Here is a 23538-nt window from a genome sequence, read left to right as displayed (position 1 = left end):
CTACTCAGCATGCAAAGTATACCATATTATCAAAAAAATAGAAATCCCTGACGTCCTTTCCCATATATTAATTTTTCAGAAATTATAACTTAAAATATTTTTCCTAAAAAAGTGTTGACAAAATGTTATTTTTCTATTATCATCTTAATTGTGTTTGCGCGAGTGGCTCAGTGGTGGAGCACCTCCTTGCCAAGGAGGGGGTCGCGGGTTCGATCCCCGTCTCGCGCTCTTTTATTTTTTAAGAGGAAGCCAGTAGATACTGACTTCCTCTTTTTTGTTTAGTAGGCAATTTCTTTATTCTCGTTAATTCTCCTCAGAATTTCCTCTTGATAAACCTACCATTTCATCATAATTAGCAGTCTTAGTCGGTTTCCCCTCATCTATAGCATTATAGATTCAACTTTTTTAATTTTACACTTGACAGATTAAAGTTTTATGTGTATTATCTTGTTTGTGTTCACAAGATAATTTAATTAAAGAACATTAATTATGCGCGAGTGGCTCAGTGGTGGAGCACCTCCTTGCCAAGGAGGGGGTCGCGGGTTCGATCCCCGTCTCGCGCTCTTTTATTTTGTAAGGAAGTCAGTATTTATCTGGCTTCCTTTATTTATGCAAAAAGACATGGCTCCACCCGGCACCATGTCTTTCTCTTCGTTTAAGATCCGCTAATAATACGCTGTCACTCATCACTTCACATAAACAGCCACTTTATCTGATACTTTTCCTGAACTGTCGCCATCAACAACTTCCTTGAATCCTACATTAACAATCTCTATTGTTTCGTCTCCATATGTCACAGTTATACTTAATGTAAGTCCTTCATACATATTTTTAACCATCTCATTGTATAGCTGACGGTCCTGATACAAAGCTTCTTTTGATAACTGCCTTGAAAACTTTACAATCTGTATTCCCCCGCTCTGACTGTTTCCGCTCTCCTCATACTCTTCCCCGATATCTTCAATAATGTAATAAGCATAGCCATTCTCCGTATTTTTTCTGAATTTATCAGAAGATACCTGATACTCAGGACTGTCCTTGTCAACCTCTTTCATCCTTGCCAGATTATATGTCACATCCGAATCATCACCCACTATAGAATAATTAATCTTTAAGATATCTTCGCCTGTCACATTTATACTTGCCATAATCTGCCCCATCACAGATGAATCTCCACCCTGACTTGAAATTCCAGCCACAACTCCTGATACACCAGCATTTTTCTCATCATTAGAAAAAATACATTCTGATTTATCATCAAGCCCAGCCGCATACACATTCATTACATGAGCAATTTTAAATTCTGTCTGCTCTGATGCCAGTTGATTACTGCTCTGGTTTCCGTTTCCTGTCACAGAAGGTTTCAGTCCTCTGACTCCCAATACAACAGTAACAGCCGCTGCTGCCACAAGACCTGCTGCAATTATCTTCTTTACATTATTGCTCTTTTTATACCTGATATCCACACTGGCAGTTTTCTTGTAATTTCCCGCTTCTTCAATCATTTGCGGACTAATTTCATTAAGTCCTTCATATAAATCCATTGCCTCTGATTTTTTCATAGATATAAACCCTCGCTTTCCAGATATCTTCTTAATTCTTTTCTCGTTCTGTGAAGAGTAACTTTCACTGCTGATTCGCTCATCTGCATCCTTTCTGAAATATCTTTAATTGAATCCGAGTACCAGTACCGCCTGAGAAATATAATTCTTTTATTTTTATCAACTGTTTCAAGAAAATGCGATAACATCTCTCCAATATCTTCCTTGTCCAGATGTGTCTGCAATCCGCCATCACCTATGCATTCTTCCAGTTCTTTTGTCAATTCAACAACTTTGGCCTGTCTCTTTCCCGCATTGTTTTTTCTTATCATATCAATCGCAATATTTCTTGCAGATGCTGCCAGAAATGCGAATAAATACTCTGGTCTTGCAGGCGGTATGCTATTCCATGCTTTCATATACGTGTCATTGACACATTCCAGCCCGTCCTCTCTTGATTGCAGTATATTGGCTGCCAGTGCATTTAACTTAGAACCGTATTTTTGATTAACTGCATTAATTGCATCTTCATCCCTTTGAAAAAATAAATCGATTATCTGTTTATCATCCATTACTGTCTGTACTCCCTGTTTTTTAAAAGTGTTAACCCTTTCATAATTAGAGACGGATTATTCCGGCAATAGTTACATTTATCCCATAAAAAAATTCTGGAAGACGCATTATCTCCCAGAATCATCTTTATATTCACAACACATTAAGCATTACCACTGTTTTAGTAATTCCCCAAACACATCCAGTGCTTCCTGCACAACATCCGGTTTTGTCATATCTATTCCGCACAGCTTAAGAAGCTCAATAGGATGCATTGACGAGCCACCTGACAAGAACTTCCTGTAACCTGCTATAACATGCTCATCACCTGCAAGTATCTTAGTTGATATTGCAATTGCAGCGGAATAGCCTGTTGCATACTGGTATACATAGAATGGTGTGTAAAAATGTGGTATCCTTGCCCACTCAAGTGCTATCTCATCATCAATAACCATATCCGGGCCGAAATACTTCTCATTCAGTTTCTTGTACATGGCACAAAGGCTCTCTGCTGATAAAACCTCACCCTGTTCAGCCTTTGCATGCGCTTCCATCTCAAACTCTGCAAACATCGTCTGTCTGTAAAGAGTTCCCTTAAACTGCTCAAAGAAATGATTGAGCAGATATCTTTTCTTCTTCTCATCATCAGTATTCTTTAACATATACTGCATAAGAAGTGCTTCATTACAGGTTGACGCAACCTCCGCAACAAAGATCTTATATCCTGCATAGATATAAGGCTGGTTTGCGTTGGAATAATAAGTATGCATTGCATGCCCCATCTCATGAATAACCGTAAATACATCATTGAGTGTATCTGAGTAATTAAGAAATACATATGGGTGTGTGCCATAAGCGCCCCATGAAAATGCTCCTGAACGCTTTCCGGTATTCTCATACACATCTACCCAGCCATTATTGAAGCCTTCTTTAATGTGTGAAACATACTCCTCGCCCATTGGTGCAAGTGCCTTCACAACAATGTCCTTAGCCTCATCATAGCTTATCTTCCAGTCAATATCCTCTACCATCGGCGCATATATATCATAAAAATGCAGCTCGTCAACACCAAGTGCCTTCTTTCTTATATCAACATAGCAGTACATTTTGTCAAGATTGTCATTGACAGTCTTAATAAGATTCTTATATACATTTTCCGGAATAAATGAACCATCAAGATACATGTTCAGTGTTGACTTGTAACCCCTTGCGTCTGCATAGAACATTGCCTGCTTGACATTGCCATAAAACGCTGCAGCAATCGTGTTGATATACGCCCCATACTGCTTATACAACGCCTCAAATGCCGCCTTTCTTACAGCTCTGTCCTGACTTTCCATAAATGTGGCAAAATTTCCGTTAGTCAGCTCATCTTCCTGTCCATTCTCTCTTTTTACCTTGCCAAACTTAACATCAGCATTGTTAAACTTAGAGAACACCTCATCAGGCACAGTTGACATCTGTGATGCCTTTGCAAGCAGTGCTTCCTCCTTCTCAGAAAGCGTATGCTCTTTCCCTGCCAGGCAGTCATCTATAAAATGTTTATACATTCCAAGTCTTTCATCCTCGCTGATATATTTATCAAGCACATCTGTGTCTATTGATATAAGCTCAGGCTCTAGAAATGCGTACTTCTCTGACACCTTCATCGCCGCCATCTGGGCTTTCCCAGACATTTCCTGATACTTTGAATTGCCTGTATTCTCATAATATTTCATAAATGCATACACATACACTCTTTCAGTAATGTATTCTACCTGTTCATACTCCTTAAGTGCCTTGTAAAGCATGCCGGCAGACTCACCCATCCTGCCCTTAAGCTCACTTGGCTGGCCAGTCATTTCAAGTATACTGTTATAATCTTTCTCCCATGCTTCATCAGAGCTGTATAAATCATTCACAGCCCATTTAAACTTATCATCAATCTCACTTCTTGCTGGCATAACAATCCTCCATTTATATTAAATTACGGGAATATCCGTATCTATAACAAAAGCCTGCAACAACTCATGCGCTGTCACAGGCTTATCATTCGTATTAATCAAGTTCTGGCAGATAAGCAGATGTCGCTATCGCAAGTGCACCATGTCCTATGTGGCAGGCAACTGAAAGTGAAAGCGGATCCATGTGGAAATCAAACTGCGGAAAAGTCTCTTTAACTAATGCAGCCCATTCCTCTGCCTCCTCAGGATTACCTGAATAGGCAACCTCCATATGCATCTTTCCATCCTTTGCAAACTCTGCAAATCTTGTATCTAAATCATCCTGCATTGCCTTAAGCATAATCTTCTTCGCAGAAGCCTTACCTCTTGCCTTGGCAAATGCATCTAACTTCTCACCCTGAATCTGAAGCACAGGATTAAGCTTTAACATAGTTCCAATAGCAGCTGCCGCAGGAGTTATTCTTCCACCCTTCTTTAAGTACTTAAGAGTATCAAGTGTAATATATATGCTTGATTCCATCTTATGCTTCTCAAGAATCTCCTTAATCTCTGCCGCAGACTTACCCCTCTGTGCAAGCTCCTTCGCATCAAGAACAGACTGTCTCATGGTTACAGAAATTCTCTGGTTATTGACAACCTGAACCTTTCCATCATAATCATCAGCAACCATAGTAGCTGTCTGGCATGTTCCGCTGAGCCCGCTTGACATAGGAATATATACAAGTTCATCATATTCCTTAAGAAGCTCATCAAATGCGTCCTGCATCTCACCAATAGAAGGCTGTGAAGTAGATATATCAGCATCCTGCTTTAACTTCTCGTAAAACTCTTCCTGTGTAAGATTAATATCTTCAAAATACTGTTCTCCATCTATAAAGAACGGCATTGGTATAACTTTAACTCCAAGCTCCTTAGACTGAGCCTGTGTAATTCCACTGTTACTGTCTGTAAGTATGGCAACTTTACCCATGTAAATCCTCCCAATAACCTATTGCTGGTAAATCAATTATTTTGTTATACTGATGTATATACCTTTATATAGTAAGGCATTTTGACACTTTTGTAAACAAATGTTTCTTATTTCAAAGTAATATTTTTATAAACTTTTATTGGAGAACAACTATGAAATATATTGAGATTGACTATCTGGACAGCATTTTAATGAATGCTCTTGAAGAACTTATTAACAAATGTGACGGCTACGAGCCTTATTACTGCGATTCCCATAACGACAGCTTTATCCAGTGTGCGCTTGTTGATGACAGCACAGATTCACCTGTAATGTATGGCTTTGTTGGACTGCTTATCAATGATGAATGCGGATATGTTGAAGTTTCAGGTCTTGTAGCACCTGATTTTCGCCATAGAGGACATTTTCGTAATATGCTATCCATCTGTTACAGAAAGCTTAAAAGCAGCTCTGCTGGCAATTTAGAGCTTATTGCGCCTATAAGTGGAGAACTTCTTAACTGTTCTTTATGTGGTGATGTATGTTTCTACGAATATCTGTACCGGCTTGATAAAGCACATTTTAACTTAAAATCAATACAGGCTGCAGAGCCTGACAATGCCGAATACTATCTTGAGGGTGATGATTATCTTATGTATCTGCCGGAATATAAAGAACCTGTGGCACTTCTTTATCTTGATACACAGAACACATTTGTCAATGTATACGGCGTATTCGTTGATGAGAAGCTTCGTGGGAAAGGCATTGGTACATGCCTTATGAAGCATTTTCTTAAAGACTACTTTAACATTGCTTCACTTCCACTCGTACTTAATGTAACAAGCAATAACAGGGCAGCTGTGGCATTATATAAAAAATGCGGCTTTGCCGAAGCAAGCCGCATTGAATATCATTATATTAACTGTTCTGACAACTAGTTCTTAGCTGCAATAACATCTCTCATATCGTACATTCCAGCCGGCTTCCTGCAAGGAACTTGGCAGCCTCAACTGCACCCTTTGCAAATACAGCCTTAGAATGTGCGGTATGCTTGAACTCTATAACCTCGTCTTCTCCAGCAAAGATTACTTCGTGCTCTCCAACAATAGTTCCACCTCTTACAGCACTGATCCCGATTTCCTTAGGATCACGCTTCTGTCTTAACTGGCTTCTGTCATATCTATAGAAATAATCATCATCAAGCACTTCCTTCATTGAATCTGCAAGTGCAAGAGCTGTTCCACTTGGCGCATCAAGCTTCTGGTTGTGGTGCTTTTCAACTATCTCAATATCAAAACCTGCTGACGCAAACACTTTGGCAGCATCCTGTAAAAGCTTGAATAATGTATTGATTCCAAGTGACATATTAGCTGAACGTAATATTGCAACGCTCTTTGACGCTTCATTGATTGATGCAATCTGCTCATCACTTAATCCTGTTGTACATATTACAGCAGGAATCTTAGTTTTCTTAATATAGTCAACAAGTGTATCCTCTGCCTTAGCTGATGCGAAATCAATGATAACATCTGCTTCAACATTACATTCTTCTAATGAAGCAAATACCGGATATGAGTTATGTCCGTCATCGCGAAGGTCAATTCCTGCTACTATCTGTGCATTAGCATCATTAGCAACGATTCCTGTAATGACCTGTCCCATATGGCCGTTACAGCCATGCATAATTATTCTTGTCATGTTCATTCTCCTGTCAATTAAAGTATTCCGTAGTTAACCATTGCTTTCTTTAATCTCTCAAGGTTAGCCTCTTCCATCTCGCATAATGGGCTTCTGAGTGGTCCCATATCCCATCCCATAAGGTTAAGTGCATGCTTAACAGGAATTGGATTAACCTCGCAGAATAATGCATCTACAAGCTCTAATGCCTTAAACTGTAACTGTGCAGCCTTAGCCACATCTCCAGCTGCAAATGTAGCGCAGATATCATGTGTCTGCTTAGGTGCAACATTAGATAATACTGAAATTACGCCCTTTGCTCCAATTGACATAAGAGGAACGATAAGTCCGTCTTCACCTGAGTACATATCAAGTCTTCCCTCAGCTAATGCCATTGTCTTACTCTCCTGTGCAAGATTACCTGTTGCAGCTTTGATGGCAACAATATTGTCAACATCCTTAGCAAGCTTGGCTGCTGTTTCTGGCTGGATATTGCAGCCTGTTCTTCCTGGAACATTATACATAATGATAGGAAGATCTACTGACTTTGCAACCGCTGTATAATGCTGGATAAGGCCCTTCTGTGTTGCTTTATTATAGTATGGTGTAACTACGAGACATCCATCAACTCCTGCCTTCTGTGCTTCCTGTGAAAGCCATATAGCTGTTTCTGTACAGTTAGAACCTGTTCCTGCAATAACTGGGACTCTTTTCTTCACATAATCAGCAGCAAATCTGATTGTTTCCACATGTTCCTCATGTGTAAGTGTTGATGCCTCCCCTGTTGTTCCACAGATAATAATTGCATCTGTTGAGTTATTAATCTGGTAATCAAGGAATTCTCCAAGCTTATCGTAATTAACTTCTCCATTAGCTTTCATTGGTGTAATAATCGCTACACCGGCTCCGGTAAATACTGACATACCATCCTTCTTTCCGCTGTTATCAGCTATTATTATGTACATGATTCCTGTCTATTCTCATCGCTACCTATGCGAGTAGCTCAACAACATAGAAGAGCCAATCTGCTCAAACAGACTGGCTCTTAAAGAAATCATAGTAATAGTCCTTTAAGTAGCTCTCCATCTATTCGATGACAGTCGTAAAACTATTAATCCTACGCCCAGTAAGACTGCTCCGGAAACAATCCTCTTCGGCACTTTCCCCTTTTACTATCCTTCATATGTCTTCCGGGACATCAGGATAATTACTCTTGAATCGTGCGACCTCTACCTGCTGCAGGGGAAACCCTTACAGTTAATGTGACTATATCACTCTGATAATGTTATGTCAATACTTTAACCATATTTAATATGAGGGTATATATCAGTTATTCTTCGTCTTCAACAAGGTCTATTTTGCTTACTGATACTTCATACGCCACTCTTCTCTCGACCTCATCCTCTCCTATCTTCTTAGTGTACTCTCTGCTCTGTACACGTCCGCTTACCTGAAGATGTGAGCCAACCTCAAGGCCACCTGCAAATCTTGCATTTCTTCCCCATGCAATACATGGAATATAATCTGACTTACCATATGGTCTGTTAACTGCAACTAATACATCTGCAATCTCTCTTCCCAATGGAGTCTTTCTATAAATTGGTGGTTTGCATACGAAACCATCAAGGAATATCTGGTTAGACTTAGACTGCTCCTCTGGCATCTCATCTTCTTCTATGAATCTTAATTCTCTTACAAATATTGAGAGCACAAGCTTATTCTTAGTTCCTTCATGTCTGTTATAAGAACGGAACTGACCAGCCACTTCGATTTTCATTCCTCTATAATCCTTAGTTACATCAATAAGCCTCTCAGATATCATAAGTGGTATAACATCCACCATATCACTTAATCTGTTCACTGACACATTAGCAATATAGAAGCCCTCTCCAAAAACTTCATGACTGAAAGTGAACTCTGAGACAATCTCTCCAATGATACACACTCTGTTGTTTTCAATTACTTTATCAAGCATTATGTATTTCTCCCTTCTTTGCCACTTTATTATGTGTTATGGCATGTGCTTTGTTTTCTCTAATATGTATATGATGTCGTTTTCGCAAATATTACAAAAACTTTTTGAATAATATGTGTTCAAAAAATAAAAAAATTTTTATATATTTAGTATTGTTTTTTAAGAATATTGTGATAGAATATAAAAGTTGCTAATCATAGAAGATATTTTGAGTTAAATCAGGAAGGATACTATTAATGAAAACAAAACGTGAAGACATTCGTAATATTGCAATTATTGCCCACGTTGATCATGGTAAGACAACCCTTGTTGATGAGCTGTTAAAGCAGAGCGGAACTTTCAGAGCTAATCAGGAAGTCGCTGAACGAGTTATGGATTCCAATGATATCGAAAGAGAAAGAGGAATCACTATTCTTTCTAAGAATACAGCTATCACATATAAGGATACTAAGATTAACATTATTGATACTCCTGGCCATGCTGATTTCGGTGGCGAGGTTGAGCGAGTACTTAAGATGGTTAACGGCGTTATTCTTGTTGTTGACGCATTCGAAGGTGTTATGCCTCAGACTAAGTTCGTATTACAGAAAGCCCTTGATATGAATCTTTCTGTTATAGTATGTATTAACAAGATAGACAGACCAGAAGCAAGACCTGAAGAAGTTATTGACGAGATCTTAGAGCTTTTCATTGACCTTGATGCTAATGAAGATCAGCTTGACTGTCCATTCATCTTTGCTTCAGCTAAGTCAGGCTATGCTATGGCTGACCTTAATGATGAAAAGAAAGACATGCAGCCACTCTTTGACTGTATCGTCAATAACATTCCTGCACCAGAGGGTGACCCTGATGCAGATACACAGATGCTTATCTCTACTATTGACTACAACGAATTCGTTGGTAGAATTGGCGTAGGTAAGATTGATAATGGAAGCCTTAAGGTTAATCAGGAGGTTATGATTGTTAACCACCATGATCCAAGCGTTAAGAAGCGTGTAAGAATTACTAAGCTTTATACATTTAACGGACTTAATAAGGTAGAAGTTAATGAAGCAGGTATCGGTGAAATTGTTGCTGTATCAGGTATTGCTGATATTCATATCGGTGATACAATCTGTTCACTTAACAACCCTGTTGCTATTCCTTTCCAGAAGATTTCAGAGCCTACTCTTTCTATGGACTTCATGGTTAATGACAGTCCTCTTGCAGGTAAAGAAGGTAAATTCGTTACTTCAAGACATTTAAGAGACAGACTTTTCAAGGAACTTAATACAGATGTTAGTTTAAGAGTTGAGGAAACACCTGGCGTTGAGAACTCATTTAAGGTTTCAGGACGTGGTGAGCTTCATCTTTCAGTTCTTATTGAGAATATGAGAAGAGAAGGTTATGAATTTGCAGTAAGTAAAGCCGAGGTACTCTACCACACAGATGAGAGAGGTAAGAAGCTTGAGCCTATGGAACTTGCTTATATCGATGTTCCAGATGACTGCACAGGATCTGTTATCCAGAAGTTAAGCCAGAGAAAGGGCGAACTCCTTGGTATGTCACCAATTAACGGTGGATACACAAGACTTCAGTTCTCTATCCCTTCAAGAGGTCTTATCGGATACAGAGGTGAATTCCTTACTGATACTAAGGGTAACGGTATTATCAATTCTTCTTTTGAAGGATATGAAGAATACAAAGGAGACATTTCTTACAGAAAGAATGGTTCTCTTATTGCTTACGAAAGCGGTGATGCTATCACTTATGGTCTTTTCAACGCTCAGGAGAGAGGTACTCTCTTCATCGGACCTGGTGAGAAGGTATATGCCGGAATGATCGTTGGCGAAAATCCTCGTACTGAGGATATTGAGGTTAATGTATGCAAGACAAAGCATCTTACCAACACTCGTTCTTCAAGTGCTGATGAGGCTCTCCGTCTTGTTCCACCTAAAATTCTTAGCTTGGAGCAGGCACTGGATTATATCGACACAGACGAATTACTTGAAGTAACACCTAAGAGTCTTAGAATCCGCAAAAAGATTCTTGACCACACAGCAAGATACAGAGCTAACAAGAAGTAATTTATTTAAGGAGGTTTCAATTATGGATAGCGATTTAGGAGCTAAAGTTAAGAAGTTAAGAATTGCACACGGTCTTACACAGGAAGACGTTGCTAAAGCATTAGAGGTTACACCTGGTTACATAAGTAACGTAGAAAACGGACGTAATCTTATGACATTAAGAATGCTTTCATATTATGCAGAGCTTACAGGTGTTTCTCTTGATTACCTTGCAGGAAGCGTTGACAAGTCATACCAGAACACAGCTCTTGACAACGAAATCATGCAGATTGTACAGAAGTTAGATGTTGATTCTAAAGAGAAGCTTATCTCAACACTCAGAATCTGGTTTGCTGATAATAAGTAATTAAAACCGGCAGGCATATAAATAAGGAGACGGGTTATTTTCCCGCCTCCTATTATTTTTTAGCTCTGTATTGATTTCATCTGATAGAACTCGCCTTTAAGTTCCATAGCTCATCATATGTTCCATATTCAACGCAGTGACCATCTGCTATTACTGCTATTCTGTCAGCACCCTTTATAGTCGATAATCTGTGTGCAACTATAAATGTTGTCCTGTCTTTAGTAAGATTATTAAGTGCCTCCTGAATAAGCTTCTCAGATATGCTGTCTAATGCTGATGTTGCCTCATCAAGAACTATTACTTCAGGATTTCTCATAAGTGCTCTTGCAATCGATACACGCTGTCTCTGTCCTCCTGAAAGCTTTCCACCATGCTCTCCCACAACTGTGTCTAATCCATCCGGAAGTGAATCTATAAGATCTCTTAAATTAGCTGCGTCAACAACTTTGTTAAGTGTATCTTCATCGAAATCATCTATTCCATATGTTATATTATCTCTTATAGTTCCTGAGAATAATATTGATGTCTGCGGTACAACTGCCAGATGCTTTCTATAACTTCTAAGATCAATATCTCTCATATCATGTCCATCAATCGTAACAACTCCGTCTGTGGCGAAATTAAAGCCTATAACAAGGTTAAGAATTGTAGATTTACCGGCTCCTGATTCTCCCACAAGTGCAATCGTCTGTCCCTTATCAACATGAAGATTAAGTTCATGAAGTACCGGTTTATCTGTATTATTATAGGCAAATCTGACATTTTTAAAATCAAACTCACCTTCTACACTATCAAGTGCTTCTTTTCCGTCATTACATTCAATATCTTCTTCAAGAAGTACTTCTCCAATAGAATTAACCGACTCAACGCCCTTGGCAATTACTGGTATAAGTGACATAAGTGATGATACCTGGCTTACTATTGTTGCAAAATAACTTTGGTAAAGTGTAATATCTCCAGGACCAACACTTCCCTTTAAAGCAAGAAATCCTGTGAATCCCAGACACACAACCTGAAAAATCTGGAATATTGCCCATCCAACCGAGCCAAATAATGCCTGTATAACATCAAGCTTATAGCCTTTCTCAGCAACTGCAAAAAGCTGTCCGCTCATCTTGGTTACCTCTTCCTCTTCAAGTGCATGTGCCCTTGTAACCGGAATAAGCTCAACCATCTCCATAACCCTTGCAGATGTCTCTTCCATCTCTTTACGGAACTCGGTATTTCTCTTCTTCATAATATTTCTGAAAAATACCATAGTTGCCGCCGCAAGAGGTGTAGTAAGAAGAAAGAATAAGAACACTATAAGGCTCTTTGATATCGTAACAAAAAGTGCAACTCCAATATTAAGTGCAATATTTAATATGCTTAAAAACATCTGTGTTGATAGCGTCTCAACCGCTTCTACATCTCGCATTATCTTTGATTGCAGCCTGCCTGACTGTGTCTCTTTGTGGTACGAAATTGAAAGCTGCTGCAGTTTCCTTACAAGTGCTTTTCTAAGTCCTGTTTCTGCATACCTTGTTGCTAATGATTTATATCTTGTATACAGATAATTCATTGGCACATTAAGAACAACTAATGCAACCATAATTATTGCCTGAATAATAATATTCTGTACAGTTTCTGGCGAACCACTTGTAATATCATTAATAATATTAGCCGTAACAATTGGCAGCACCCACACAGGGGCATGCTTTATAAAGAAAAATAATACTGCAAGAAAGAACTTATTATAATTTCCCTTATAAAGCCCTATAAGTATCTTTAACGGATGCCCCTTATACTTCCTATAGCACTCAATGAACCAATTCTCAACATCAATTCCCTTTGGTGCATGTAAATTCATGATTGTTCCTCATTTTCCATATATTTATACTAATCTCTTTCAATCTTATCAACATTATCTGCCACAATTGCTTCTCCATCGCAGCCCTCAATATTGACATTCTTTAATATAAGTTTTTCTACATTACTTACAATAAGTCCCTGTCTGCTTGCTTCATCACAGCCAAGCATCATTGCTGCTACCCCCGGCTTTGCATCTTTAGCATAGCTGAAGTTAATATTCTCAAATGTAAGCTTCTCAACTTTACTCTCTGGCAGACCGAATATATATGCACCTGCAACATGGCAGTTTTTCGCATTGATATCCTTAAATGTAAGGCTCTTGATTGAAGGTGTTCTGTCATCAACAGGAAGTGGCTTTCTAGAACCAACATATTCTGTCTTTCCATCTGGATCACAGAAATAGAAGCTGTTAACAACAAATGGTGTCATAACGTTATCCATATCAATATTCTCAAATGAAATATCATCAAGTACAGATAATTTACCACGGCCTCTTCTTGTCTTAACTCTTAAACCTCTGTCTGTATTCATGAACATACAGTCTCTGATATGAACATCTTTAACTCCCGCAGCTATCTCGCTTCCTACTGTTACTGCACCATGTCCGTCTCTCATACAGCACTGGCGAACTGTCATATCCTCTGTAGGAGTCTTTTCCTTCTGAGCCATATATATCTTGCCTGACTTGATTGCTATACAGTCATCACCAACTGAAATGTATGTTCCAAGCACAAGAACATCCTGACAGCTTTCCGGGTCAAGACCATCTGTGTTGTGTGAATTAGCAGGATTAAGAATCTTAACATCAATAAACTTAAGATGTTTACTAAAATATGGGTGGATTGTCCATGATGGTGAATTCTGGACTGTAATTCCATGCATAGTAACATTACTACAGTTATTGATAAAGAATAATCTTGGTCTCCACGCAGTATTTCTTATCTTACAATTCTTCCACCAGTTATCGTGAGTTGTGCATCCATCAATAGTTCCTTCACCTGTAATTGTGACATTTGAACAGTTGATACCACATACAATTGCTGAAAACATATCCAGAGGATTGCCTTCCCATGTACCAAGGTTGTAATAATCTTTCTCATCGTATGTCTCAATCTGTCCCGGTAATACAGGGAACTTATCTCTTTCTGTAAATGCTGAAAGTACTGCTCCTTTAGCAAGCTCAAGATTAAGATTATCTTTTAAGAATATACTTGATATCTTATAAACACCCTCTGGAACTAATACTCTGGAATCCTTAGGAGCTGCCATAATTGCACACTGGATTGCATTAGTATCATCATGCTCTCCATCACCATACGCACCAAATTCTCTGACATTAAGAGTCACATATTCATAATCTGTCTTAAATTCTACAGGTCCGTATTCTTTTCCTGCATACACTGCCATAATCTTATATTCTGTATCTGGCTTAAGACCATATATTGTTGTAACAACCTTTTCTGTCTTGCCATATTCTTCTCCATTAATCAGGAGTGTGTATTCTTCCTTAGAATAATACTTTCCACCGTCATCAAATTCTACTACAGCACTTCTTCCTGTCTTGATAACTAACTTTAACTCCATAATACACCTCCATTGCTGCGTCCGTAATCCTGATAATCCCTGTTTCTTATATACTCACTGTAAGCTGTTATATACGCCGCTGATACAGATATACTGTTCTTATCCGCAACATGCTTATCAGTAGCTTTTTCAAAGATTTCCTCAGCCTTGGATGCATATTTTTCTGTCTGTATAAGCTTCATACGGCAACCTTTCAATACTGCATATGCATACATAAGCTTTACAAACCATGAATCTGTATTATCAATTGTATCATTAAGAACTGAAACTGCTGCTTTATACATTTCTCTTATTCTTGCAAATATCTCATACAACGCCTGATCCATAACTTCAAGTGTATCAACTGCTCCTGCTGCAAATAAAGCAAGTGCTTTTACAGCCTTAGCATCACCATCATGTGCTGCCTTTCCTGCGTTCTCAAAGCATTCTGTATATATTGCATTATACTGCGCAATGATATCATTATAATGTTCTTTACCACCATCTTTAGTCTCATAATTCATATAGAAGCTTAAAGCCTTAAAAGCAGTACATAAGCATCTGCCACCTTCTGCGCCTGTAAAATAACCTGATTCTGTCCGTGGCTGTCTCTCTGTCTGCTTAGCAATATTAACAGCAATATCATTCTTTCCAACACTGTAGCATGCATTACCATACATATAATTTACAAGGTCATTCTCGCCTATGCTGATATTATCATTCTCTACAAGCTTCTCTAATTCACCTGTAATAACATCCTTATATTCATCACTATGCTCTGCTTCTTCCAGTTTACCTAAGGCATTAAGAAGAAGTGCCTTATCAAATGCATCTGCTCCTTCAAGCCCGGTTTCTTTTAATACATTATTAATGTATCCTTTAATTTCAAAACTTTTATCCAAGCCTTTTTCCTCCTAACCAATATTTGTTTTATTGTATCATGTTAAACAGTATTATTCCACTATTTGACTGGTAATGACGAATAAAAATACAGTTTTTTCGCTACTCGCGCAAAAAAGGACGAGCCTTTTAAGGCTCGTCCAAAATAAATTCAAAATATTAACATTACTCCTTAACGGCACCTACGTTAACACCCTGTACAAAGTACTTCTGACAGAATGGATAGATAACCATGAAAGGAAGAATAGCAATGATTGTAGCTGCATTACCAATTGTTTCCTGATTAACTGCGTCATCAACCGGAATATCACTATCAATAACCATGTTTCTTAACTGAATCTGGAAGTTGAACAGCTTATTCTTAGTAATATATAACTTGAAGTTTGTATAATCATTCCAGAAACTAACTGCGAACATCAAACCAATTGATGCAAGAGCTGCCTTTGAAAGAGGAAGAACAATCTTAAAGAAAATTCCCATTGGAGAGCATCCATCAATCTGAGCTGCTTCAAAAAGAGACTCTGGGATACCTTCAAAGAAGTTTCTCATAAGAACTAAGTTATATACATTGATTGACATTGGTAAAATAACTGCCCAAAGTGTATTCATTAATCCCAACTGCTTGACAACAAGGTACTTAGGAATCATACCACCATCGAAAATCATTGTGAAGAGAAGCATATAAGCGAAGAAGTTTCTTCCTGGCATCTCCCACTGAATTAATACATAACCACCAAGTGTTACAACTAAAAGTCCAACAAATGTACCGATAACTGTTGTAACAACTGAAATCAAGAATGGTGTATATAAGCTTGATCTGGTTAATACGGCTGTATATCCACCCCATGTAAACTTAGATGGTAACCATACAAAGTTGTATGAAGTATTAGCATCAAGAGAACTGATAATTACTCGATAAATTGGTATCATAATCAAGCATGCAACAATAATAAAGAATATTGCATTAACTAATGGGAATACTTTAAATTTTTTCTTTTTCTTTTTGTAAACTAATGTTGTACTATCACTCATTATTTATTCCCTCCTATACAATACCACGTCCACGCACTTTCTTACTTGCCCAGTTACAACCGAGAACTAAGATCATACCAACGAACGACTTAAATAAACCTACAGCAGTTGTATAACCATAATCTGAGTTACCACCACCGAATGTCTTAACATATACATATGTCTGTAATACCTGTGACTTAGTATAAGTAATAGGTGACTGTAATACGAATACTGACTCAAACAGGTTCATAACCTTGGCAAGGTTAAGAATAAATACTGTAATAATAGTATTAGCAAGAGCTGGTAATGTAATATATATCAGTCTCTTAAATCTATTAGCACCATCAATCTGTGCAGCCTCATAAAGGTCTGGGCTGATACCTGATAATGTAGCTAAGAATAAGATTGTTCCCCATCCTGTATCTTTCCAAACATTCATTACATAGAATGTTCCACGCCAGTACTGAGCAGAATTCATGAAATCAATAGGTGTATCAATAAGGCCCATGTTCATAAGAATTGAGTTTACTGGAGCGATATCATATGGTGCAAGCATCATCTTGAAAACTGAAGCAACAACTACCCATGACATGAAATGTGGAAGGTAAATAATTGTCTGTACTGTCTTCTTGAAAATCATATTTGTAATTTCGTTCAAAAGAAGTGAAATTATAACAGCTGCGCCTGTATTTAAGAACAACTTAATAATTGACAAAATTAATGTATTTCTAAATGCCTGCCAGAAATATACATCGTTAGTAAACATTGTTACAAAATGGTAAAGTCCCATATAATAAGGGTTACCAATGATATAAGATGTAAATGCATAACGGCATCCAAGCATTGGCCAGTAGTTGAACAACATAATCATTACAAATACTGGTAAGAACATAAGGTAGAAACCTCTATAATAATAGATTTTATTAGAAAGGCTCTGATTTAATGAATTAGAAAGATACTTAGTATCAACATGAAGATCTTTCTTAAATGGCTTCATAATATCAATGAAGCAACCTGCAATTGCAATAACAACACCAATTGCAAGAACAATTAATCCACATCCGATATGATATGAATTACCATTATAACCATTGCTGAGAAGATCTGTAAGTGAATGAGGGACAAATTTAAGACCACCACCCATTACTTTTCCTTCAACACTGTTAAAGTCGAATGCAAGGAATGAAACAATTGTAATAACAACTGAAACTGCTACCGGAATAATAGACAGAATTTCTTTTCTTGCTACTACAAGAATAATTGCAACAACTATACATGCAATAAATAAATACCACATAACCGGCATACTGATATTCATGTAGCCGAAAGCATAAGCTTTAGGATATAATCCCAGTTTAATCTTCTCGCCTGACTGTACCATTGGTAAAAGACTTGCAACAAGCATTACAACAAATCCAATGATAGCCATTACTCTTAAGTTTCCCTTTGGTTTTCCTATTGCTGTACCACACTTAGGGCAAACCTTTGCTTTCTTAGGAAGCTCTGTGTTACAAGATGGACACTGCATTTTTTTACCTTCTTTCCTAATAATTTATCGTATGCCTACCAAATAAATACAAAAAATACAAATTTCATAAGCAAATCTTTTCTCAATATAAGCGGCGCGGATTTCTCTGCGCCGCCATATTGAACATCTGATGCATCCGCATCTTAAATTCTTAACATTTAAGTTAAATTACTTAATTGTCGCATTTAATGACTCGATAACAGCTGTAACCTTAGCACCAACCTGGCTGTTGTAATCAGCCATAGCTTCGTCATATGTCTTAGTTCCAAGAACTACCTGTGAAAGAACTTCTACTCTCTTAGTATTGATATCTGTGATATTGTTACTAAGTACGTCTGTTGTAGGAAGAACTTCAACCATTTCGCAGTTAGCATTGAACATCTTGTAGCATTCAGTAATAATTGGATCTTGAGCCTTGTGACCTGGATCTTCCTTATCTCCAAATCCAGCAATTGCAAGATCTGGATCAATATGGTTCTTAGTTGTAAGTGTTGATGGTGTTTCTGGAGATGGAAGATTATGGAATTCTCCTTCTGCTGCTGTATAAGTCTTACCTTCTTTTCCATCCTTACCAGCTACTGTATATGTCTCTGCCTTATCATCCCAGTGTGTTCCCTTAGCGCCGTATTCCCAAGCTACCTGGATATCTCCACCGTCAAGCATTGTATCGATGAAGTACTTAAAGATTCCCTCAGCCTTTCCATCCTCATATGCCTTATATGTAATAGCCCAAGCTGGAGCAAGACGCTCCATATACTTGCCAACTTCCTTGATAGGCTTGATAGCTACAAGGCTGTCTGTCTGATCTGGAAGTAATTTAGTAAGGTTCTTATCCCATGTACCAGCCCAGTATGTAAATACTGAAGATGCAAGGTTAGCGTCCTTATTAGTAAACTTGTTACGAGCTTCCTTTGTTGAAGCATTCTGTGTAGCTGGATCAAGAATCTTATCATCAATTGCTGTCTTAAGTCTGTCCATAGCCTTCTTCATTGCTTCTTCTGAGAATCCATCTACATACTTTCCATCCTTAAGATAGAATGTGAACTGAGCATCCTGATAGAATTCTGGAAGGTAGTTAGTATATGGAGCTTCTGGCTTGTTACCACCAGCAACAAAACCTGATGTAGAGATTACATAGTTCTTGTTAGATGATGCTGCCTGAATCTTCTTAAGCATATCATAGTACTGATCATATGTCATTGTCTCATTAGCAACCTTATCTGCTTCTAATCCAGCTGCCTTTAATGCAGAAGCCTTTACATATGTACAGCATCCGTTACCACGTGTTGGTGAGAAACCGTAAAGAGCCTTTGTTCCGTCTGGACCAGCAAGTACATTACCTGCCATAACAGTATCAGCCATATCAGTAAGTCTTCCTGAATTCTTAGTAGCTGACTGCTCCCAAGCATCTGTCATATCCCAAAGATATCCGTTTGATGCGAAGTTTGCAAGATAATCTGAGTTAAGAAGAACTACATCTGGAAGATCACCTGATGCAAATGTGTTCTTTACAGAGTCAGCGTAGCTTGAATGATCTGGACGAATCCACTCAATGTCAAGTCCTGTAAGTTCCTTATAATACTGATAGAACTTAGCAGCTCCGTTAGTTTCCTTAACAACAGTTCCGTCTACCATAACTGTAAACTTACCTGGCTTTTCAACTGAAGCCCAATCAACTGTTTCCTTTTTGTTGTCTGTAGTGTTGTTCTTAGAACCACAAGCAACAAGTCCTACTACTGATGTAAGTGTTAAACCTACAGCAGCAAACTTCTTTAATGTCTTTTTCATAAACCTTAAAACCCTCCTTATTTGGTTTTCGGGGTTTAACCCCCATTTCGTTTTTTAGACATTGATATATTATCATTTTTGTACTATTTTAACAAGACTAATTTTAATAAATATTGTATTTTTTTTGTGTTTTCTGTGAAACCCTAGTATTTATGCGGCTTACCATGTTCACATTTTTTTAATTTTTCTTAATTTATTGTCTAAATTATTTCGTAAGAATACTTTTTCTTTCAATAACTATCATATTTTTATGTAAAAAATGCACTAGCGAACTCGCATTTTTTATGTTTTTTTACATCACTTTTACATATTATTCTTTTAGATTCACAAAAGTTGACCAATGTATTGTTATTTTTTACTACTGTTAATTTTTTATTCATATTTTACAGGCTCAATATTCCTCTGCCATCTCTATACATCTTAACTTCCTTAATTTCTCTTAATCCTATACTGCCGGATGACATTTCTGTCAGTGCTTTCTCAAACTTCTGCCGCACCTGCTTTTCCATCATCAATTCAAATATTACATTATCTGAATATTCTGTATTAACAACTGTAATGTCATCCTGTATACATAAATGCTGTATTTTCCCTACATAATTATAATCAGCATCAAGATATGCATGTACTCCTTCAACAAGCTCACCTGTCAGACAATCATCCAGTGCCTCCTTTGATGCACTTGTATACGCCCTTATAAGTCCGCCTGTCCCAAGCAATACTCCTCCAAAATATCTTGTTACAATGCACAGGCAATTGCTGCATTCATTGCCCGATAATACTTCCAGTATTGGTTTTCCTGCTGTTCCAGATGGCTCTCCATCATCTGAAAACCTCTGTATCTCCCCTTTATTCCCAAGTATATAGGCATAACAGTTATGTCTGGCATCCCAGTATTTCTTTTTTACTTCTGCTATTATGGCTGCTGCCTGTTGTTCGCTTTCAACATTAAAAATATGCGCTATAAATTTTGATTTTTTCTCTATATATTCTCCCTGTCCGTTTTTTAATTATTTTTTTCATATTTTTTCCTTTTCCAAATCACTCGGCACAACTCCAATTATTTGCCTGTGCCTTCTTTTTATGATATAATATCATGACTTTATTAAGGAGGACAATATATGAATTATGGTGATAAAGGCATAAAACAAAAGAAAAAACTGCTCAATTCAGCTACTACCAAGCTTGGCACCAAATTAGGTATATTTTTTATAAAGCTGGCTCTGGTCGGAATAATAGCATTAGTTGTAGCAGGTTCATGCCTTGTATTCGGTTCATTTCAGGGAATTATAGAAAATGCTCCTGATATAGCTTCTATTAATGTTTCGCCTGAAGGCTTTGCAACTAAGATATATGATTCAGATGAGAATGAAATACAGACACTTTCTTCTGCCGGAGCTAACAGGACATATGTAACACTTGACCAGATACCTAAAGATTTGCAACATGCATTTATAGCTATAGAAGATGAGCGTTTCTATGAGCATAATGGTATCGATATGAGAGGTATCTTACGAGCTGCTTCAATTACACTTTCATCAGGTGAGATGTCACAGGGTGCAAGTACAATAACACAGCAGCTTCTAAAGAATAATGTTTTCAATGCTTTTAACGAATCTACAATTGAAAAGATTAAGCGAAAGGTTCAGGAACAATATCTGGCTATAAAGCTTGAGACAGTAATGTCTAAAGATGCCATTCTTGAGAATTATCTTAATACCATTAACCTTGGTAACGGATATTATGGTGTACAGTCTGCTGCCAGAGGATATTTTAACAAGGATGTATCAGAGCTTTCTATCAGTGAATGTGCTGTAATTGCATCCATCACTAAAAGTCCTACTGGTCTTAATCCAATAAGGCACGCCGACAGAAACAAAGACCGGCAGAGTCAGGTCCTTCTCAATATGAAAGAGCAGGGATATATATCCCAGGAAGAATATGATGAAGCGGTTTCCGATGATGTCTATGCAAGACTTGAAGGGATTGAACTTGCCGGAACATCAACTACAACTTATTCATATTTTGTTGATGAACTTATCAATCAGCTTACTTCTGACCTTATGTCACAGAAGGGATATACAGAAGCACAGGCTACAAGCCTTATATATCGTGGCGGACTTCAGGTTTATTCAACTCAGGACACAATGATGCAGCAGGTTGCTGACGATGTTATCAATAATCCTGGCAACTACAATGATAATACACATTTTTCTATCAATTATGCTTTAACAATAAAGCAGACTGATGGATCATTTTCATATTATTCACACAATTCAATGGCTAACTGGTACACAAAGACTCTTGGAGATACCCGCTTCAGTCTTACGATGACCGATGAAGATGCTGCAAGAAGTTATGTTGAAGCATATAAGCAGGAGCTCCTTAAAGAGGGTGGTGAAATATATGCTGAGACACTTACATTTACAATACAGCCCCAGATATCATTTACTGTAATGGATCAGACCAACGGACATGTTAAAGTTATGGTTGGCGGACGCGGTGATAAAACTCTTAACCGAAGCTTAAACCGTGCTTCTAATGATATTGCAAGACAGCCGGGTTCAAGTATTAAGCCACTTGCTGTATACGGTCCCGCCCTTGATACAGGGACATATTCTCTGGCATCTGCCATTGATGATGCTCCTTATTATTATTCAGGAACTGATGCAAAGCTTGTTACTAACTTTACAAAAGGTGAATACAGAGGTCTGATGACATTAAGAGAAGCTCTTACTGTTTCACAGAATGTACCTGCTGTTAAGATTCTTTCAAAGCTTACGCCCCAGGTTGGTTATAATTACCTTGAGAAATTTGGTATTACAACGCTGGTTTCTCCTAAAAATGCAATCAACGGTGCACACGACGTTGTACAATCACTTGCACTTGGCGGTATGACACGAGGTGTTTCCAATATTGACATGTGTGCCGCTTATGCAGCCATTGCTAATAAAGGAACTTACACAAAGCCTATTTACTACACAAAAGTGCTTGATTCAGAAGGCAACATTATTATCGATAATTCTGTACCTGAAACGCATAAGGTACTTAATGAGAATTCTGACTGGCTTCTTATTCAGGGATTACGCTCTGTTGCTACTGACGGTACTGCACGTACAGCTAACTTTTCAAGCCAGCCTGTAGCAGGTAAGACAGGTACAACACAGTTCGACAGCGACAGATGGTTCTGTGGCTTCACTCCATATTACACAGCCGTAATATGGGCAGGCTATGATGATAACTCCAAAGAGCTTGGAAATGTTGTCAACCACAATGTTATATGGCGTACAATTATGCAGACAATTCATGAAAATCTTAATCTTCCAACTGGAAGTTATGAACAGCCATCTGGTATTGTAGAGGCGGCTGTATGCTCTAAGTCAGGGCTTCTTCCTGTTGAGGGCTTATGTGACCAGGACCCTGAAGGAAACTGTGTTATAACAGAATATTTCACTGAAGACACAGTTCCTACTGAATACTGTACAACACATGTTAAGGTTTCAATATGTAATGAATCCGGAGATATTGCTACTTCCGGTTGTCCAAGTGTTACAACTAAGATTATGAGAAAGAAATCTTCTGCTGATAAGCTTGGTGAGGATAAAGACGGTTCTGAGTTTAAGACATGGGATGCTGATATCTCAATTACAGATACTGAGTTATCTAAGTTATGCACTATTCACAGTGCAACAACCAAGCCTTCCAAAGTTACAACCGGAACAGGCAGCAACAAGAACAATTCTAAAGAATCAACAGCTGCCTCAACAGAGACATCTGATAAAACTAATTCATCTGACAAACGGCCTTAATCATTAAAAAAGGATAGTGGTTCAATTTGAACGAAC

Annotated in this window: 17 protein-coding genes, 2 tRNA genes, 1 pseudogene and 1 riboswitch; of the genes and pseudogenes, 6 read left to right on the top strand and 14 right to left on the bottom strand. The window is 38.0% G+C overall.

Annotation, left to right across the window (positions count from 1 at the left end):
• The first annotated feature begins 156 nt into the window (after nt 1–156).
• Both DW963_RS08270 and DW963_RS08265 read left to right on the top strand, forming a co-directional pair.
• Nucleotides 157–228, top strand: a tRNA-Gly gene (locus DW963_RS08270).
• A 263-nt stretch (nt 229–491) separates the two neighbouring features.
• Nucleotides 492–563: transfer RNA gene (locus tag DW963_RS08265), tRNA-Gly, on the top strand.
• 123 nt (nt 564–686) lie between these two features.
• On the opposite strand, the gene DW963_RS08260 is transcribed toward DW963_RS08265, so the two are convergent.
• The 4 genes from DW963_RS08260 to DW963_RS08245 all read right to left on the bottom strand — a co-directional run bounded on the left by DW963_RS08260 (nt 687) and on the right by DW963_RS08245 (nt 5006).
• Nucleotides 687–1562 carry a hypothetical protein gene (locus tag DW963_RS08260; protein WP_117914997.1) on the bottom strand — a complete coding sequence of 292 codons (876 nt, stop codon included), beginning with the start codon at nt 1560–1562 and terminating at the stop codon, nt 687–689.
• Entirely contained in the window at nt 1559–2113 is a 555-nt protein-coding gene (locus DW963_RS08255; protein WP_117914995.1) for an RNA polymerase sigma factor, read from the bottom strand. Before DW963_RS08255 ends, DW963_RS08260 begins: the two co-directional genes overlap by 4 nt.
• Before the next feature lie 150 nt (nt 2114–2263).
• Nucleotides 2264–4036 carry an oligoendopeptidase F gene (gene pepF / locus DW963_RS08250; protein ID WP_117914993.1) on the bottom strand — a complete coding sequence of 591 codons (1773 nt, stop codon included), beginning with the start codon at nt 4034–4036 and terminating at the stop codon, nt 2264–2266.
• A gap of 94 nt (nt 4037–4130) precedes the next feature.
• Nucleotides 4131–5006: a DegV family protein gene (locus DW963_RS08245; RefSeq protein ID WP_117914991.1), complete on the bottom strand. Its 876-nt coding sequence runs from the start codon at nt 5004–5006 to the stop codon at nt 4131–4133.
• A 152-nt stretch (nt 5007–5158) separates the two neighbouring features.
• Here DW963_RS08245 and DW963_RS08240 point away from each other — a divergent pair, with 152 nt between their 5' ends.
• Complete coding sequence (locus tag DW963_RS08240) at nt 5159–5923, top strand: GNAT family N-acetyltransferase (RefSeq protein ID WP_117914989.1); 765 nt, start codon at nt 5159–5161, stop codon at nt 5921–5923.
• On the opposite strand, the pseudogene dapB reads toward DW963_RS08240, so the two are convergent.
• The 3 genes and pseudogenes from dapB to DW963_RS08225 form a co-directional block, all read right to left on the bottom strand.
• Nucleotides 5920–6683, bottom strand: a pseudogene (gene dapB, locus DW963_RS08235) (4-hydroxy-tetrahydrodipicolinate reductase). The gene DW963_RS08240 and the pseudogene dapB overlap by 4 nt on opposite strands.
• A 17-nt stretch (nt 6684–6700) precedes the next feature.
• Nucleotides 6701–7585, bottom strand: a complete 885-nt coding sequence (dapA, locus tag DW963_RS08230) for a 4-hydroxy-tetrahydrodipicolinate synthase (RefSeq protein ID WP_117915053.1) — start codon at nt 7583–7585, stop codon at nt 6701–6703.
• 144 nt (nt 7586–7729) lie between these two features.
• A riboswitch (Lysine riboswitch) is annotated at nt 7730–7902 on the bottom strand.
• A 90-nt stretch (nt 7903–7992) separates the two neighbouring features.
• Nucleotides 7993–8637, bottom strand: a complete 645-nt coding sequence (locus tag DW963_RS08225; protein WP_117914987.1) for a single-stranded DNA-binding protein — start codon at nt 8635–8637, stop codon at nt 7993–7995.
• 236 nt (nt 8638–8873) lie between these two features.
• Between DW963_RS08225 and typA the strand changes: the two genes are divergently transcribed.
• Together typA and DW963_RS08215 are read left to right on the top strand one after the other, a co-directional pair.
• Nucleotides 8874–10703 (top strand): translational GTPase TypA, encoded by a 1830-nt coding sequence (gene typA, locus DW963_RS08220; protein WP_055287768.1) that lies wholly within the window; start codon nt 8874–8876, stop codon nt 10701–10703.
• Nucleotides 10704–10725: 22 nt separating this feature from the next.
• The gene (locus tag DW963_RS08215; protein WP_117914985.1) at nt 10726–11049 is read left to right on the top strand and encodes a helix-turn-helix domain-containing protein; all 324 of its coding nucleotides are present in this window, start codon (nt 10726–10728) and stop codon (nt 11047–11049) included.
• Between the two features lie 76 nt (nt 11050–11125).
• Here the strand turns inward: DW963_RS08215 and DW963_RS08210 are convergent, their stop codons facing one another.
• From DW963_RS08210 to DW963_RS08180, 7 genes are all read right to left on the bottom strand, one after another.
• A complete protein-coding gene (locus DW963_RS08210; protein ID WP_353652791.1) occupies nt 11126–12898 on the bottom strand; it encodes an ABC transporter ATP-binding protein in 1773 nt (590 codons plus the stop codon).
• 29 nt (nt 12899–12927) lie between these two features.
• On the bottom strand, nt 12928–14484 hold the full coding sequence (locus tag DW963_RS08205) for a glycoside hydrolase family 28 protein (protein ID WP_117914983.1): 1557 nt from the start codon (nt 14482–14484) through the stop codon (nt 12928–12930).
• Nucleotides 14475–15365, bottom strand: a complete 891-nt coding sequence (locus tag DW963_RS08200; RefSeq protein WP_117914981.1) for a hypothetical protein — start codon at nt 15363–15365, stop codon at nt 14475–14477. Before DW963_RS08200 ends, DW963_RS08205 begins: the two co-directional genes overlap by 10 nt.
• A gap of 163 nt (nt 15366–15528) precedes the next feature.
• Nucleotides 15529–16395 carry a carbohydrate ABC transporter permease gene (locus tag DW963_RS08195; RefSeq protein WP_117914979.1) on the bottom strand — a complete coding sequence of 289 codons (867 nt, stop codon included), beginning with the start codon at nt 16393–16395 and terminating at the stop codon, nt 15529–15531.
• A 13-nt stretch (nt 16396–16408) separates the two neighbouring features.
• Nucleotides 16409–17905: an ABC transporter permease subunit gene (locus DW963_RS08190; protein WP_117914977.1), complete on the bottom strand. Its 1497-nt coding sequence runs from the start codon at nt 17903–17905 to the stop codon at nt 16409–16411.
• Between the two features lie 168 nt (nt 17906–18073).
• Entirely contained in the window at nt 18074–19693 is a 1620-nt protein-coding gene (locus DW963_RS08185) for a type 2 periplasmic-binding domain-containing protein (protein ID WP_117914975.1), read from the bottom strand.
• A 383-nt stretch (nt 19694–20076) separates the two neighbouring features.
• Complete coding sequence (locus tag DW963_RS08180) at nt 20077–20679, bottom strand: YigZ family protein (RefSeq protein WP_117914973.1); 603 nt, start codon at nt 20677–20679, stop codon at nt 20077–20079.
• 135 nt (nt 20680–20814) lie between these two features.
• On the opposite strand from DW963_RS08180, the gene DW963_RS08175 reads away from it, so the two are divergent.
• Nucleotides 20815–23502 carry a transglycosylase domain-containing protein gene (locus tag DW963_RS08175; protein ID WP_117914971.1) on the top strand — a complete coding sequence of 896 codons (2688 nt, stop codon included), beginning with the start codon at nt 20815–20817 and terminating at the stop codon, nt 23500–23502.
• The last annotated feature ends 36 nt before the right edge of the window (nt 23503–23538 follow it).

The sequence above is a fragment of the Eubacterium sp. AM46-8 genome (assembly GCF_003466705.1).
GTDB lineage: Bacteria > Bacillota > Clostridia > Lachnospirales > Lachnospiraceae > Lachnospira.
This window is presented reverse-complemented; position numbering and strand designations above follow the sequence as displayed.

Bases quoted from the DNA above. Each gene is read 5' to 3' on its own strand.
- DW963_RS08260 (WP_117914997.1), bottom strand. From the start codon at position 1,562: ATGAAAAAATCAGAGGCAATGGATTTATATGAAGGACTTAATGAAATT.
- DW963_RS08255 (WP_117914995.1), bottom strand. From the start codon at position 2,113: ATGGATGATAAACAGATAATCGATTTATTTTTTCAAAGGGATGAAGAT.
- pepF (WP_117914993.1), bottom strand. From the start codon at position 4,036: ATGCCAGCAAGAAGTGAGATTGATGATAAGTTTAAATGGGCTGTGAAT.
- DW963_RS08245 (WP_117914991.1), bottom strand. From the start codon at position 5,006: ATGGGTAAAGTTGCCATACTTACAGACAGTAACAGTGGAATTACACAG.
- DW963_RS08240 (WP_117914989.1), top strand. From the start codon at position 5,159: ATGAAATATATTGAGATTGACTATCTGGACAGCATTTTAATGAATGCT.
- dapA (WP_117915053.1), bottom strand. From the start codon at position 7,585: ATGTCAGTATTTACCGGAGCCGGTGTAGCGATTATTACACCAATGAAA.
- DW963_RS08225 (WP_117914987.1), bottom strand. From the start codon at position 8,637: ATGCTTGATAAAGTAATTGAAAACAACAGAGTGTGTATCATTGGAGAG.
- typA (WP_055287768.1), top strand. From the start codon at position 8,874: ATGAAAACAAAACGTGAAGACATTCGTAATATTGCAATTATTGCCCAC.
- DW963_RS08215 (WP_117914985.1), top strand. From the start codon at position 10,726: ATGGATAGCGATTTAGGAGCTAAAGTTAAGAAGTTAAGAATTGCACAC.
- DW963_RS08210 (WP_353652791.1), bottom strand. From the start codon at position 12,898: ATGAATTTACATGCACCAAAGGGAATTGATGTTGAGAATTGGTTCATT.
- DW963_RS08205 (WP_117914983.1), bottom strand. From the start codon at position 14,484: ATGGAGTTAAAGTTAGTTATCAAGACAGGAAGAAGTGCTGTAGTAGAA.
- DW963_RS08195 (WP_117914979.1), bottom strand. From the start codon at position 16,395: ATGAGTGATAGTACAACATTAGTTTACAAAAAGAAAAAGAAAAAATTT.
- DW963_RS08190 (WP_117914977.1), bottom strand. From the start codon at position 17,905: ATGCAGTGTCCATCTTGTAACACAGAGCTTCCTAAGAAAGCAAAGGTT.
- DW963_RS08185 (WP_117914975.1), bottom strand. From the start codon at position 19,693: ATGAAAAAGACATTAAAGAAGTTTGCTGCTGTAGGTTTAACACTTACA.
- DW963_RS08175 (WP_117914971.1), top strand. From the start codon at position 20,815: ATGAATTATGGTGATAAAGGCATAAAACAAAAGAAAAAACTGCTCAAT.